This is a genomic window from Gilliamella sp. Bif1-4, from assembly GCF_001690535.1.
Classification (GTDB): Bacteria; Pseudomonadota; Gammaproteobacteria; order Enterobacterales; family Orbaceae; genus Gilliamella; species Gilliamella bombi.
On record NZ_LZHC01000009.1, the window covers coordinates 1 to 15,833 of the forward strand.

A 15,833-nucleotide genomic window follows, 5' to 3' on the forward strand; every position below is an offset into this window, starting at 1 on the left:
TATTATAATCGGATACGCCGTCATTCAGCCAATGGCTGGGTATCACCTGAACAATATGAACAACAATATTACCAAAACGAAAAAATGATAGAGGCGGGCACTGTCTAATATTTTGGCGAGGATCAATATAATTATGCGGAGGAAATAGCGGGACAGCCATTAACCAAAATTAGAGATGGTATTTATACAGCAAGATTAAAAGATGGTACTAATATTACATTAAGAAATGTGTCTCATTCTGATACAGGAGCACGTTGGACTATTGATATAAGAAATAACCCTACTTTAACAAATTTATACAGAGGTTTAAGAAAAAGTGCAGAAATTAAATTTAAGTAAAAACATGATAAACGAAAATGATTATCAAGAAATTGTTAATTGGTCAGAACTAAGAGCTTTTAATGGGCTATGGGCATATATTGCCCCTGACATGTTCCCTTCTCTAAAATCTAATGAAGAAAAATTTCCATTTCAAGAAAGAAAAGAATTATTTTTTTATTTTGTAAAAAGGTTACTAAAAGAGGGGCGACTTAAATTAGCAAAAAATGGTCGGCTTTTAGAAGGTTCAATAGAAGATCAAATAAAATTGTTTTATGAAGCTTTTCCGAAAACAGAAGATGAAATGTTTGATAAGCAAAAATTAATGGATAATTATTGGTTTTTTGATGATTCTTGTCCAGCAGAAGCGGTGTGGGTTAATGAAGATGGTTCTTTAGAATGGACTTAACTTGCTAACTTATTTACCTATCCTAAATTGTCGTAGCTCAAACTTAACCCGACAATTCTAACACTATCTTATTTTGTGTGTTCGTTATTAAAAAGTGACAGTTAATTCTGTCACTAAATTTTATATAATTGCTTATTTTGGCTTAGCATCGTTTTTTAGCTATTATTGTTTTCATACACCATGCTAATAAATCCCGTTTACTGTATTTCTCATAGTGCCATATCTCTTTCTATTCAAAACATAAAAAACATATTAACTCACTATTTTTACTTGCAAAAAATCGGTCAGGAAAGACATTGATTTTATTGAAGTTTTTCTTAGTGTTTTTTTGTAATGGCAAAGGTGGTTTTGGTATTACTGTCGGCAGCAACAAAAAATCTACGAAGACGCCTACAAAAAGGCGATGAACGAAGGCATGTCAGCGATGGGCAGTGACACCCGTCAAGGCATTGACATGGCGGTTAGTATCATCAACGGCTTAATCAGTGGCGACATGGCAGGGGCAGCCGCAGGGGCACTCGCGCCAAAAATTGCTACAATTATCAAACAACAGACCGAAGGAAGCACCCTCGCCAACACCGTCAGCCATGCCATACTCGGTGCGGTGGTAGCCGAACTGCAAGGCAACTCTGCACTAGTGGGTGGCTTGGGTGCTGCTGCAAGTGAACGTGGTGCTGAAGTGATTGCAGGCATCCTTTACCCCGATAAAGACATCAAAAACCTAAGCCAAGAAGAAAGACAACAAATCAGCGCTCTAACCCAACTCGCCACAGGCCTTGCAATAGCCGCTACCGGTGGTGATATCCAAGATATCAATACAGGGGTTGCTGCGGGGAAAAATGCGGTTGAGAATAATTATTTAAACTCTCAAGATCATCAAAAGAAGGTTGGTTTAGAATATAGAGAAGAAGAAGGTTTATTAACTGATGAAGAAAAACAACAGTTAATGGAACTTCGAATTAAAGATAAAAGCGCCTCAGAAGCGTTATTAGAAGCTTGTGTTGATGTAAATAGTGAAGCATGTCGTTCTGAACGTAAAAAGGCTTATGAAGCGTTAGGAACATACATAAATTATTATTATAACAAATTAGAAGAACAAAATGGTTATCAACAAATAAAACATTTATTAGATGGTACCTCAAACTCACCAGAAGCAAATCAATTACGTGCTATTTATGAAGGTTATGTACAAAGTTATAAGAGTTTTGGCTATAATGACGAAGAAGCTAGACAAATGGCAGGTAGAACTATTGGCACAATGATGATAGCCAATGGTATTACAGGGACTATAACCCTTCCCAAAATAAACAAAATTTTTGGGAGTGGCAAGTTATTAGCAGGAAAAGAACCAACACTCCCTAACGGTTATACTTCACAAGGAACTAATGTTGTCGGACCGAAAGGCGGCGTTTATACCCATACAGGAAAATTTGATGCCGCAGGTAACCCAATATATACTAATAACGGTGCTTATTATACTTTTGAAAATGGTGCAAAAACGAAGGTGCCATCGCCGAATACAAGTACAAATTCCCAAGTTCAACAAAATTACCAACAAGGGAAAAAACATGAAAATGATGTATATAATAAAATAAAAAATAATCCTGAATTAACGGATCCTGCTAGAGAAGTCACTGTTGAAACCGCAAATGGAACAAAAATTAGAATAGATGTTATAAGTAGAGATAAAGAAGGCAAAATAGTATGCTTTGAATGTAAAAGCTCAGATACTGCACCATTAACACCTAATCAAAAAGTTGGCTTCCCTGATTTGGAAAAAAATGGAGGAACAATTATTGGTGATGGTAAACCTGGATTTGAAGGAGGAACTAAAATACCTCCAACAAAAGTAGATGTAGTTAGACCCAAACCTAATGGAGATTAATAAATTTTATGACTATTGAAGATAAAAATAAGATTGATATGATAACAATGACAAAGGAAGGCATATATCCTCAAAAAGTGATATTGATTATAACTGATCACTTGAATTGGGAATCAGATATCAGTGAACATCTATTTAAATTACAAGAAAAAATAAATACTTATATCAATGTTATTGAAAGTAAAAAAATATATAAGTATTTTCCAGATGCTAAAGGAAGAGATAATTTTTTGATAAAAATATATTTTAAGTACCAAATACCAGATGAATGTATATGTTTTTTGGAAAAAGTTAATGAAGTTATACAATCAATTAATACATCAATAGAATATGAAATAGGTTAATTCATCCACTAAATTTTACTGTTAATTAATACGTTCTTTTCTTATAGTTAAAGTGTAGTAGCTCAAATTTAACCCGACAATTCTAACACTATCTTACTTAGTGTGTTTAGAATCGGTAGAGCTAGTTAAAGACATCGCTCAACAAGCCAAAGGAGTAGTAAACAAATATGACCGCATTCAAGCGCAAAAAGAGGTAGATAAAAACAAGGAAGCGTTATCGAAAAAAGAAGCGGAAAAAGCCTATAATCAATTAACCGATACAGAAAAAGCTCAGATTGATTTTAATCAATATTACCAGATAATAAAGACTACTGGTACTCAGCGGCGGTAGACAGCCAATTACAAGCCAACCAAGCGACCAAAAACCTAGGCACCATGGGGGGAGATGTCAGCAAAGGGATTGACACAGCGACATCAATTATCACAGGCATTATTACCGGTGACATTACTGGAGGCCTTGCGGGGGCCAGTGCGCCATGGATAGCCGAGCAGATAAAACTGCACACAGGGCATATGGATAAAGACGGCAACTGGGTGAGTGATAACGAAACAGCAAGATTAGTATCGCATGCTATACTGGGTGCGGTGGTAGCGGAATTACAAGGCAACTCAGGCCTAGCAGGGGGAGCTGGTGCCGTAGGTGGCGAGCTAGCGGCAAAAGTTATCTTAGATAACCTCTATGGTGGAAAAGACATCAAAGACCTCACTGAAGCTGAAAAACAAAACATCAGCGCATTAACCCAATTAGTGATGGGACTATCAACTGCAGTAAGTGGCGGCGATGCAGGAGACATCAGCACCTCGATAGCTGCGAGTAAGAATGCGGTTGAGAATAATTATTTTGGTCAAGCGATTGTAAATGCTGCTAAATCACAATGTGACGGAAATAAAGATTGTGAAGATAAAATCATCAAGGAAGGAATAGATAGTTATAATGAAACTATAATAGAATATGGTACACCACAGGTTATTGCGATCGGTGCAGTTATTGCTGCACCAATAGCAGAGCCAGCAGTTGTTGCTTGTTCAGCCAATCCAGTATTATGCGCAAACCAAGTTGCGGCATGGTTAATTGAAACTGTTGGATTTGAAGGTAACCCAGCGATGGGATTGGGAATGACAGCAGGTGTATACGTTAATTCTTTGAGTAAAGCGGAATTAAACGAACTTGCTGCTATAATGACATTAGAAAAAAATAAGTTAATAAAAAATTCATCCCCTTTAATAGATGAACTAAAGGTTACTCTTAGTGAAGACAGTGCTCATAAACTTGTTTACGATAAAGCTACTAATAGCATAATTAAGCAAGCTAAAGCTGGAAAGGGGATTTCCAATATATCTACTTTGAATCCTAGTGAAATTAGATTCTCACAAAATACGGTTTCTTATAATAAAGTAGAACGAGGGACTGATATGAAATATACTTATGACGATCTTGTTACAAGCATGAAAACTAATGGTTGGAAAGGTGAACCTGTTAATGTAATTAAAATGCCTGACGGAAAATACACTAGTATGGATAATACTAGAATAGCAGCCGCTAGAGAAGCTGGTATAGATATTAAAGCTAATATTAGAAATTTTGATGATAAGCTTTCACCTTCTGAAGTAAATAGGTTTTCTGATCCTAAAAAAGGATTTATACCTACAACTTGGGGAGAAGCAATAACAGGGAGAATTAATAAACAGTCTGGTGGATTTAGTAAAAATAATCCATATGGTTCAAGTACTCCTCCTCGCATTAGTGGTAAACCTAAGGATTAATAATATGGCTCATTACTTATATTCGAAAGAAGAATTACCCGAAGGATTCAAATATCCGCTATCTTTTTTGGAAATTGTTTCTAAGAAAGATGTTCTAGATTTAGAACCATGGTGGTTTCTATATGAATTTGAAGATTTTGCTAGACACTGGTTATTTGAGGTAAAAAAACAATACCCAACTAGAAAATTGATACCATTTGCTAAAACTTCTAATAATGATGATATTGTTTGTTTTGATGGTTCCGATATATCAGGCAATCCGAAAGTATACTTTGTTCATACTTTTGCCACCCCTGGATGGGAAGATAGAGGTAGTGTTTATAGTTTTGATGAATGGTTAAAACAAGCCAAAGAAGAATCAGCCCAATATAAAGCAGAAAGGGCTAAATTAGATAAGATTTAGTCAAATATTAAAAAAGTGTTAGGCACAGCATCGGTTAACCAAACACCGTTATCAGCCAAATAAAAATTAAAGCCTTGGTGATACATCTGCAAGGCTTTCACTTTTAACACAATAGGTTTACCGTGCCGTTTCCCTACAGTATTAGCTGTCTTCTCATCACCAGATAAATGGACATAATGACGACTACCTGCAACTAATCCCTGTTTTTTAATGGAATCAATAAATCGGGTTGCAGTACCATGATATAAAAACTCTGGAGGCATGTGTTCTACATGGCTAATTTTTACTTGTTGAGTTGAATGTCCTTGTGCTGCACGTATTTTTAGACCATCATCCGAAATCGTAAAACGTTTTTTATCACTTGTTTTAACAAGTTGCTCAATCAACTCTCTAGTAAGTGGTTCTCCATGTTGATTAGCTCGCATTATTAGACTATCAATATTGACCCAACCATCAGAATCTAATGTGATTCCAATAACTTCTGGTTGATGTCTCAAAATATAGCTTAAAAATTTACTTATTTTATCTAGTTGTTTGTCCATATTTATTTCCTGAATAATTCCCATATAGTCGTGGGGAAAATCTACCATTTATTTTTAACTTTGCAAATCAATCTTTATCACCAACTTGCCCTATTCAATCTTAATGATAACAGGGCAGCCTGCATCGGGTAAAAATAGTTGGGTGAGTAAACATTATCCAACATGGGATGTTGCTTCTTATGATGATGCTAGATCTGAGCTAAAACTAAAGCACGGTGAAAACGAAGGGCTGGTTATTCAGTTTGTGTTAGCAAAGGTTAAACAGTGGTTAAGAACAAAACAACCTTTTATTTGGAATGCGACCCACTTATCGCAAGAGGTGCGTCAAAAAGCACTCGATTTGCTTTATGCTTATCATGCGAATGTGGAAATTGTCTATCTTGAACAACCAGAAAAAGAGTTGTATCGTCGTAATTCAGCACGAGATACTACGTTGCCAAATAAAGCAATTCAACGGTTATTAAATAAATGGAAAGTTCCATTACCGACTGAAGCACATAAGGTGAGTTATTTTATTAATCAATAATTATTACTCATCTTTGGTTATATTAATTGGGGCCGATATTAAAGCCCCAAAATTAATTGGAGAATAGTGTTAAATATTAAATTCTGTTATTTTTAATTACTTTTTATATCAATAAATCTTATCTTTTTATTGTCTTGTTTTATCCATTATATTGAGACAAAAACCAAGTAATTGCAATTAAATCCGCCGACCCGCCAGGGCTTAAATTGCGTTTTATTAATTCACTATCAAGTTGATATAAATTTTCTCGTACTTTTGGATTGATTACGCCACCTTGTTTGATGAGTTTTTTCGCTTGTTCTTGGACAAAGGCCAAGCCATCAATTCCACCTCGCGAAACTACATTAGTGTCTTGATTAAAAGCAAGTAAATGTAACATCGCTTGTAATAAGCAAGTTTCTTCATCATAGCCGTTTTTTTGCATTTGTTGAAAGATAGGCAGTGAGATATTTCTAACTGTTGCATAACCTGATTCTGCTTCTCCTCTTGCTCCTGTAAGGTTATGGAGTTTAAATAGCTTTTCACCAACAGAATTTGTTAGATTATTTTGTTTTAGCTCACTTTGAACAATGCCTTGGCAAATGGATGAAACTTCGTTACAAATGCTTTGTATATTGATTGGTAAGTTTAATTGCTCTAACTTGCCAATAGCGCCGAGCAGCAAACCAAAGGCAAATATCCCGCCTTTATGAGTATTAACTTGATTGGTGGCTTTAAACATCGCTTGTTCGCAATTAATACCAATTGGTCTAATGCCAGCTAAAAAAAGTTGATTTTTATGCAAAGCTGATGTTTTACCATATTGGTAGAAACGTTCAAACCAGACACAAATAGCACTAATACTTTGAATAAAGGTCTGGAAATCCATATCACGATGTGCACCACTATTATTCATATCAACTAATCCGGGTTTTGGTGATAAGCAAATTTCTTTGATTAATGCTTTAGTTGCTAATTGCGCAGGTAAACATCGGTTAGGGTCATTATTGAGTTGTAATTCTAATAATGCTACTTGTTGAGAATAATCACTCATTATTATTGGTTACCTATAGGGATTCGATTTAATTAATTTGCATGATGCTATGATGTAAACACCAAGCCACTCTTTTAAATGGATTGGTGTGTGATAAAACTAATAATCGTTATGTGTTGATACAGCTAGTACTTCCCGATTTCCATTATGGCTTGGGGCGCTAATAATGCCTTCTACTTCCATTTGTTCAACAATTCGAGCTGCTCGGTTGTAGCCAATTCTAAATTTTCGTTGTACGCTAGAGATAGAAGCTCTTCGTGTTTCTATGACAAAAGCAACAACTTGGTCAAATAATGGATCGAGTTCTTCATCTGAAGAGTTGGAATTGCCATTTTCGCTATCATCGGTCGCAACTGTGACATTGTCAACGTATTTTGGTGTGCCACGTGCTTTCCAATCTTGCACAACGGCGTGCACTTCTTCATCACGCACAAATGCACCGTGAACACGAATTGGAATGGAGCTATTAGGGGCTAAATAAAGCATATCCCCCATACCAAGTAATGATTCTGCTCCCATTTGATCTAAAATAGTGCGAGAATCAATTTTGCTTGATACTGTAAAAGCGATACGAGTTGGTATATTCGCTTTGATTAAGCCCGTAATGACATCCACCGATGGGCGTTGTGTGGCTAAAACTAGATGAATACCTGCTGCTCGCGCTTTTTGAGCAAGCCGTGCAATTAGTTCTTCGACTTTTTTACCGACAGCCATAATCAGATCAGCAAATTCATCGACCATGACCACAATATAGGGTAATTTTTCGAGTGTCGGCATATTAAGATCCATACTATCAGTTGGTTTCCAAAGTGGATCGGGAATTGGTCTGCCCATTTGTTCTGCTAGTTTTATTTTTTCGTTATAACCAGCAATATTACGCACACCTAATGCTGACATTAGACGATAGCGTCGTTCCATTTCGTTAACACACCAATTTAATGCATTAGCAGCATCTTTCATATCAGTAACCACTTGTGTTAATAAATGTGGTATTCCTTCATAAATAGATAACTCTAGCATTTTTGGATCAATCATAATAAATCTGACATCTTCAGGTTGCGATTTATATAAAATGCTTAAAATCATCGCATTAACACCAACTGATTTACCCGAGCCAGTAGTACCAGCAACAAGTAAATGAGGCATTTTAGCAAGATCAGCAACCACTGATTGCCCAGCGATATCTTTCCCTAATACGACAGTTAACGGCGATTGAGCATCTTTAAATTGAGGGCTGTCTAAGACTTCTCTAAAATAGACTGTTTGACGATTTTTATTGGGTAATTCAATACCTACATAAGGTTTTCCCGGAATAACTTCAACTACACGAACCGATGGCATTGATAATGATCGTGCTAAGTCACGATCTAGCGTTGAAATTCGTGCCGCTTTGATACCCGGTGCAAGTTCAATTTCAAATCGAGTAATCACCGGTCCCGGTAAATAATCAACCACTTTAGCCTTAACTCGATAATCCGATAAACTTTTTTCAATCAGTTCCGACATTGCGTTTAAGGCACCATGATCGACTTCGATTCGAGCTGTTGGTGGCGCAGTTAATAAGTTCAGTGACGGTAGTGGCGTAGTCGGTTTAGGTAATGGTTTATCATTACGTCTTAATAACGGATGAATTAAGCTATCTTCGTCATTTTCATTAAAATGATTATGTTGAATATCTTCAACACGATCTTCTTCAGGATAGATATCGTCAATAATTGGATTTGCTTTTTTTAGTGCTTCAGTGTCAACATATTCTAGTTGCTCTACGTCTGCTTTCACTGCTTTTATTTCAGTTTCTGTATTTGTTATGTTTTCTATATCTTCTATAGATGCAGTTTTTTCTGTACTTGTAATAACCTGAGGTTCTTGAATAAATGGTTGTTTGGTTTCAGTTGTTTCTATAGCTGAAAGTTTGATGGATGATTCAAATGGTGTTTGTTCATTGGTGAAATCAATTTGGGGGTCGTTGTGTACTGATGTAAACAGTGGTTTACTTGGCGCATCTGAAATTGTGTATTTTTCTGGTTCATCAAATGGCAATTTTTCTTCTGATTTTTGTGTTTGTATTACCTGTTTTATTTGTTCTATTGATGAAGACAAGGTTTGCTCTTGTTCTGGAGTGGCTTTGTTTCCATTCATGTTTTGAATAATTGATTCAAGGCGAGATAAAATCTCGTTAGGATCGAGCTCTTTATTTGGCGGATTGTCACTTGTTTGAGGCGCTGTTGTTGACTGCGGTACTTGAGTATCCTTGTGGGGTGATTTGATTAATTCATCTGTTGATTTTATTGAGATTGTTTTATCGTCAGCTGATACGATGGTATTTTCAGTCTGATTTTGAGCTGTTTCAGCACTAGAGATAGCATTTGATGTTGGAATGATATTGGTATTATTATCTGATTTTTTATCTAGTTTTGTATCAAAAGGTATTGTAAATTGAGGATCTTTTGTTTCCTTATTAGCCTGTGCTATTGCTTTTTCATTTAGTGGATCTGGTTGTTTAAGTTTATTGTCTGTGCGAGGCTTAATTAACCATCTGATCGGTAGTAGTAAAATCATGACAAAAGCACCTAATTTTTCAATTAGATTTAACCATGATAATCCAGTTAATAATGTGACACAGGCTAAGCAAGTTCCAAGAAGAATTAAGGATAAAGTAATGTTATCTATAATTGGTAAAAGGCTTTCGATGACTATCGCACCTAAATAACCGCCCGCTTCAAATTGTTCAGAATCAGCAATATTTAAAGTAAAAAATCCTGTAGCACTAAATATAAATGCTAAAACACCAATAATCCGAAATGAAAAACTAAAGTAGTTTATAGGATCATTAGCATGTTTATAAAAATAAACGATTGACTGTAAACAAATAAAAATAGCGATAAAAGGTAGGCTATAAGCAATAAAGCCTAAAAATTGAAAAAGAACGTCACAGATGTATGCACCAATATAACCGCCAAAATTACTAATAGGATAGTGCCAAGCTGTACGAGACCAACCTGGATCGGATGGATCGTAACTGAACTGCGATAGAAATAAACAAACAGATAAACCTATTATTGTTAGTAGGATCAATTGAGAGATGATCTGTTTTTTTGTAATTTGGGGCTTTTTCAAACAAGTACCTAAAAATTATTGCTATTAAAATAGCTGGCATTTTATCATAAATTGTGCTTGCTCACAGAGCCAATACTGTTTAAAACGCAATTTATTGTTGGGTTATTATGCAACAGGAAGTAGGCTAGTTTTAAATCTTATACCATTTTGTACATACCGCTGTGCATTAGTGATATTTGCTGTAATTTCAGCTTTAGTTAATTTTCGGATAATTTTTGCGGGTGATCCCATAATTAAACAACCTTCTTCATAAGGTATGGTGTGTGTTACTAGGGAGTTGGCGCCAACAAGGCAATTTTTTGCAATTTTAGCATTGTTTAATATAGTACTACCCATACCAATTAATACATTATCTTCAATTGTGCAACTATGTAGGATAACATTATGCCCAATAGTGACATTTTCGCCAATAATGCAAGGGATATATGTTTCAATATGGATGGTAGTATTATCTTGCACATTGCTATTTTTACCAATATGTATGGGAGCAATATCACCGCGTAAAACAGCGTTGAACCAAATAGAAACACCTTCTTGTAAAACGACATCCCCAATGATATCAGCAGATTTTGCGATAAAACAATTTTGATGAATTTGTGGGTGTAAATCACCTAGTTGATAGATCATAATTATTACCTTTTATTATTTTTGACACTCAAAAATAAGCTCACAGAAATAAAATTACATAACACCATAGAGCCAACCATCAGCCACTCTGTTGTATTATTGATCGTTATGGATTGGGCAGTTGGAGTTGATACCAATAATGATAATAATATGCCTATTGCTCCAGCGATTGCAAAACGAATTGTACCGGCAAGAGATGAGGCTGTACCTGCAATATAGGGATAAAAGTCTAAAACGATTGCCATACTATTTCCACCAATGGTTGACATACAACCAATATATCCTGCAATGCAAATAACAAGATAGGCAAATCCGAGATTAAATAATGTTACGATGGTAAGGCCTATTGCCATAACAAATTGGACCAAAAGACCGAACTGCATCATTTTAATCGAGCCAACACGTTTAACAAAACGGCTATTTAATGTATTCATAAACACCATAACTATTATATTGAATGCAAAGTAGTAGCCAAAATTAGTTGATGCAACACCGTGCAGATTCATATATACAAAAGGTCCTAAGCTTAAAAATGAAAATAATCCAGCTCCAGAAAATGCACCTAACATCATATAAGTTAATACTTGGCGATGCCTGAACAGTGTAATAAAATTACTTAAGATACGAATTAAACTGAATTTATCGCGTTTTGTTTTTGTAAGTGTTTCAGGAATAAATGCGATCACTAGACCAAAGCAAGTCAAAGCAATTAGGCTGATAGTGTAGAAATTGGCTTGCCAATTAAACCAATATAAAATAAATCCACCAATAATTGGTGCGAGTAATGGTGCTATGTTGGATATCAGCATGACAAACGACATCATTTTAGAAAATTCGTCACGATCACGATAAATATCTTTCATTAACGCATTAATGACTATTGCTGTAGCCGCTGCCGCAATACCATGGAAAAAGCGAGCTGTAATTAATTGATTAATATTGTTGGCAATACCACAGCTTAACGCCGCAATTATAAAAATAATTAGACCAAAAATGAGAACTTTACGACGCCCATAACTATCTGTGAGTGGTCCAAATAAAAGTTGTCCAGCAGAAAATCCTAATAAATAGCAACTAATTGTTAGCTGTACCGTGCCATCGGTTACATTAAAGTCGCGTGCAATAGTTGGCATACTAGGTAAATACATATCTATGGATAAAGGCATCAACATAGAAAGTAATCCAAGGATAAAAATAAGCGCTTGTTTGGAAATTTTAATATCACTTAAACAATCTTGAGTTGGCACGTCATACTTCCTTCAAATTTTTTAAAATGCACCTAAAAATATGTCATATAAATGAGATAAAATTATTTAAAAAATATTCATTTATCTAAATGGAAAGTTGCTATTAAGATTAATGTAAATTATATGTGTCAATTAAACGAGTCGATTTCATCTTGTGAAAGTGGTCGATATTCACCTTCAGGTATATCAAGAATTACCTTACCTATTTGTTTGCGATGCAATTGAACAACATGGTTATTGACTGCTGCAAACATGCGTTTAACTTGATGATATCGTCCTTCACTAATAGTTAATTCAGCGTGAAAGTCATCAATAATATTTAATTCAGCTGGTTTGGTAAGTGATTTCTCATTTTTTAATTGGATACCATTTTTAAATATATCAATCAGTTCAATACATAATGGCTGTTCAACTGTGACGGCATAGACTTTTTCGCAATGATGTTTGGGTGATGTAATACGGTGTGACCACTTACCATCATCAGTAAGTAGAACAAGTCCTGTAGTATCAAGATCAAGTCTACCTGCTGCATGCAATTTTTCAGGCATCGGTTCATCAATAAAATAAAGTATAGTAGGGTGGTCAGGATCGTCAGTCGAGCAGACATAGCCTTGCGGTTTGTTGAGCATGAAATAGCGTTGAGCTGTAACTTGCTCAATTGGGTAACCATCATATTGAACAATCTGCTCTGGTGATAATTGATAAGCACCTGATTTTATAATTTCACCATCGACAGTCACTTTTTTAGCTTTGAGTTCTTTAGTTACAATAGTGCGGCTAGCGCCTAAGTGATGAGCGAGAAATTTATCTAATCGCATAATTTAAACAATATCCTTGTATTACTCTAGAGGTGTGTATATATCAAAACGGTGATTTTTAGTTTTAATTTCGGCCGTCGGTTTTTGATTGGCTAAAAATGGCGCATAATCGGGCCTTTTTACTACAACTCGTTTTTTTGCTAATTTTCTTGATGGTTCTAATAGGCTATCTGCATCATTATCACTGCCCACTAATTGTTGAAAAATGCGCATCTCTTTTTTGACAAGCGCACTTTTTTGTCGATGTGGAAACATTGGATCGAGATAAATAACATCAGGTTTTTCAGGGTAAGTACTCAATCCCTCAATGCTTGAATGATAAATTAAACGTAAATGTTGCTCAAGCCAACTACCGATTTTGGGATCTTGGTAGGCACGCTGCAAGCCATCTTCTAGCAATGCAGCAACAACAGGATGTCTTTCAAACATAGTGACATGGCAACCGATTGATGCTAAAACAAATGCATCTCGACCAAGCCCTGCTGTGGTATCAAGAACTGTAGGTAAATACTCACCTTTGATACCTACTGCTTTAGCAATTGCTTCGCCACGCCCACCACCAAATTGGCGACGATGAGCCATTGTTCCAGAAACAAAGTTTACGCATATTGCCCCTAGTTTTGGTTCGTCAGTTTTTTGTAACTCAAGTTGATTGTTTTGGGTAACAAGAGCGAATGGAAGATCAGCATGTGTGGATAACCACTGCTCAGCTAATAATTTTAGCTGAGCAAAGTTAGAATTAGTGGATACCATAATGACGAAGTAATGCTTCAAGTTGAGGTTTGCGGCCTCGGAAGTTTTTAAATAATGTCATAGGCTCATCGCTACCACCTTGCGACAAGATGTTATCAAGAAATGCATTGCCTGTTTTTGTGTTGAAAATACCTTCTTCTTCAAAACGTGAAAATGCATCAGCAGATAATACTTCTGCCCATAAATAGCTATAATAACCTGCGGCATAACCACCAGCAAATATATGGCTAAATGCGTGTGGAAATCTTCCCCATTCAACGGTAGGAACAACGGCAACTTGCTTTCTTATTTCAGCCAATGTATTTAAAATATCAGGATCTTTTTGTGTATGTAATTTAAAGTCAAAAAGACCAAATTCCAATTGGCGTAAAATAAATAGTGCTGCTTGATAGTTTTTAGCATCTAGCATCTTTTCCAACATATCAGTTGGTAGCGGTTCACCAGTTTGATAATGTCCAGATATGAATGCAAGCGCTTCAGGCTGCCAGCACCAGTTTTCTAAAAATTGACTTGGTAATTCAACAGCATCCCATGGCACCCCATTAATACCAGAAACTGATGAAGTATCAATTTCGGTTAACATGTGGTGTAAACCATGACCAAATTCATGGAAAAGGGTTGTGACTTCGTCGTGTGTAAATAGTGCTGGTTTATCACCAACTGGGCGATTGAAGTTACAAGTTAAATAGGCAACGGGTTTTTGTACATGACCATCAGCAAAACGCATACGACCAATACAATCATCCATCCAAGCACCGCCACGCTTATGTTCACGTGCATATAAATCAAGATAGAAACTACCTTTTAACTCACCATTTGCGGCAAAGAGATCATAAAATTTAACTTCAGGATCCCAAACTTCAACGCCTTGTCGCTCTTTGGCTGTAATACCAAAAATGCGATGCACTACTTCAAATAAACCATTAATAACTCGTTGTTGAGGGAAATAAGGACGCAATTCTTCATCGTTGATAGCGTACAAATGCTGTTTTTGCTTTTCACTATAATAAGCTATATCCCATGGTTTGATGTCACTTGCGCCAAAAAACTCATAGGCATAACGTTTAAGATCTGCTAACTCTTTTTCACCTTGTGGTTTAGCTTTATTTGCTAAATTGGTTAAAAACTCAATCACTTGAGTGGTTGAGCTTGCCATTTTTGTTGCTAGTGATTTATTAGCATAATTATCGAAGCCTAGTAATAGTGCAAGCTCATTACGAAGCGTTAAGATTTGTTTGATAATTTCAGTGTTATCCCACTTACCTGCGTTTGGTCCTTGATCTGACGCACGAGTATTATAGGCTTGGTAAAGTTCAAATCGTAAATCACGATTATCACAGTAGGTCATGACGGGAAGATAACTTGGTATATCTAAGGTTAGTAACCAACCCTCTTTATCTTTTAATTTAGCCTGTTCTTTTGCGGCAGAAATTGCACTTTCAGGCATGCCAGATAGTTCTTTGATATTGGTAATTAATTTTGACCATCCCATGGTGGCATCGAGCACATTGTTACTATATTTTGAGGATAATTCTGATAATTTTGCGACAATTTCACCGTAACGTTTCTGTTTGTCATCGGGTAAGCCAATTCCAGATAATTCAAAATCACGTAGTGCATTATCAACCACTTTTTTCTGTGCTTTGGTTAAAGTAGCATATTGTTCGCTTTCTTTGAGTTGCTTATAAGCTTGATATAAAGGTCTATGTTGCCCAACCCATGTACTGTACTCAGATAGTAATGGCAGACAAGCTTCATAAGCTTCACGTAATTCAGGGCTATTTTTAACTGAGTTAAGATGACTAACTGGAGACCAAGCTCGTCCAAATTTTTCGTCTGCTTCATCAATTGGTTGAATTAAGTTATCCCAAGTATATTGGCTATTTTGCTTTAATACTGCTTCAATGGTATTTCTGCAGTTTTTTAACGTTTCTTGTATAGCAGGCAAAACATGTTCGGGTTTAATTTGTGAAAAAAGGGGTAATGGTGCATCTGTTAATAATGGATTAGTCATGTAGCGATACCTTTATACAAATGGTGTTGTCTA

The 15,833-nt window shown here is 35.9% G+C and carries 15 protein-coding genes; 7 read left to right on the forward strand and 8 right to left on the reverse strand.

The window, feature by feature from the left end; genetic code table 11:
- Positions 1-316 precede the first annotated feature (316 nt).
- The 6 genes from A9G25_RS00340 to A9G25_RS00365 all read left to right on the forward strand — a co-directional run bounded on the left by A9G25_RS00340 (position 317) and on the right by A9G25_RS00365 (position 5,123).
- Positions 317-727, forward strand: coding sequence for a DUF596 domain-containing protein (locus tag A9G25_RS00340; RefSeq protein WP_218057491.1), 411 nt, complete (start codon positions 317-319; stop codon positions 725-727).
- A 403-nt stretch (positions 728-1,130) separates the two neighbouring features.
- A complete protein-coding gene (locus A9G25_RS00345) occupies positions 1,131-2,612 on the forward strand; it encodes a VENN motif pre-toxin domain-containing protein (RefSeq protein ID WP_065625258.1) in 1,482 nt (493 codons plus the stop codon).
- An 8-nt stretch (positions 2,613-2,620) separates the two neighbouring features.
- Complete coding sequence (locus A9G25_RS00350; RefSeq protein ID WP_065625259.1) at positions 2,621-2,956, forward strand: DUF6572 domain-containing protein; 336 nt, start codon at positions 2,621-2,623, stop codon at positions 2,954-2,956.
- Between the two features lie 100 nt (positions 2,957-3,056).
- Positions 3,057-3,287: a hypothetical protein gene (locus A9G25_RS00355; RefSeq protein WP_065625260.1), complete on the forward strand. Its 231-nt coding sequence runs from the start codon at positions 3,057-3,059 to the stop codon at positions 3,285-3,287.
- Positions 3,288-3,331: 44 nt separating this feature from the next.
- Positions 3,332-4,720, forward strand: a complete 1,389-nt coding sequence (locus tag A9G25_RS00360; RefSeq protein ID WP_065625261.1) for a VENN motif pre-toxin domain-containing protein — start codon at positions 3,332-3,334, stop codon at positions 4,718-4,720.
- 4 nt (positions 4,721-4,724) lie between these two features.
- A complete protein-coding gene (locus tag A9G25_RS00365; RefSeq protein WP_065625262.1) occupies positions 4,725-5,123 on the forward strand; it encodes an SMI1/KNR4 family protein in 399 nt (132 codons plus the stop codon).
- On the opposite strand, the gene A9G25_RS00370 is transcribed toward A9G25_RS00365, so the two are convergent.
- On the reverse strand, positions 5,120-5,665 hold the full coding sequence (locus tag A9G25_RS00370) for an RNA 2'-phosphotransferase (protein ID WP_065625263.1): 546 nt from the start codon (positions 5,663-5,665) through the stop codon (positions 5,120-5,122). The genes A9G25_RS00365 and A9G25_RS00370 overlap by 4 nt on opposite strands.
- 103 nt (positions 5,666-5,768) lie before the next feature.
- On the opposite strand from A9G25_RS00370, the gene A9G25_RS00375 reads away from it, so the two are divergent.
- Complete coding sequence (locus tag A9G25_RS00375; protein ID WP_065625264.1) at positions 5,769-6,191, forward strand: AAA family ATPase; 423 nt, start codon at positions 5,769-5,771, stop codon at positions 6,189-6,191.
- A 139-nt stretch (positions 6,192-6,330) separates the two neighbouring features.
- Here the strand turns inward: A9G25_RS00375 and citG are convergent, their stop codons facing one another.
- From citG to prlC, 7 genes are all read right to left on the reverse strand, one after another.
- Positions 6,331-7,224, reverse strand: coding sequence for a triphosphoribosyl-dephospho-CoA synthase CitG (gene citG / locus A9G25_RS00380; protein WP_081297080.1), 894 nt, complete (start codon positions 7,222-7,224; stop codon positions 6,331-6,333).
- A gap of 99 nt (positions 7,225-7,323) precedes the next feature.
- On the reverse strand, positions 7,324-10,341 hold the full coding sequence (locus A9G25_RS13270; protein WP_065625265.1) for a DNA translocase FtsK 4TM domain-containing protein: 3,018 nt from the start codon (positions 10,339-10,341) through the stop codon (positions 7,324-7,326).
- Between the two features lie 105 nt (positions 10,342-10,446).
- The gene (locus tag A9G25_RS00390) at positions 10,447-10,968 is read right to left on the reverse strand and encodes a gamma carbonic anhydrase family protein (RefSeq protein WP_065625266.1); all 522 of its coding nucleotides are present in this window, start codon (positions 10,966-10,968) and stop codon (positions 10,447-10,449) included.
- 5 nt (positions 10,969-10,973) lie between these two features.
- Entirely contained in the window at positions 10,974-12,215 is a 1,242-nt protein-coding gene (locus A9G25_RS00395) for a Bcr/CflA family multidrug efflux MFS transporter (RefSeq protein ID WP_065625267.1), read from the reverse strand.
- 128 nt (positions 12,216-12,343) lie between these two features.
- Positions 12,344-13,033, reverse strand: a complete 690-nt coding sequence (rsuA, locus tag A9G25_RS00400; RefSeq protein WP_065625268.1) for a 16S rRNA pseudouridine(516) synthase RsuA — start codon at positions 13,031-13,033, stop codon at positions 12,344-12,346.
- 21 nt (positions 13,034-13,054) lie between these two features.
- Entirely contained in the window at positions 13,055-13,786 is a 732-nt protein-coding gene (locus A9G25_RS00405) for a class I SAM-dependent methyltransferase (RefSeq protein ID WP_065625269.1), read from the reverse strand.
- The gene (gene prlC / locus A9G25_RS00410) at positions 13,773-15,800 is read right to left on the reverse strand and encodes an oligopeptidase A (RefSeq protein WP_065625270.1); all 2,028 of its coding nucleotides are present in this window, start codon (positions 15,798-15,800) and stop codon (positions 13,773-13,775) included. The genes A9G25_RS00405 and prlC overlap by 14 nt, the downstream gene beginning before the upstream one ends.
- Positions 15,801-15,833 lie beyond the last annotated feature (33 nt).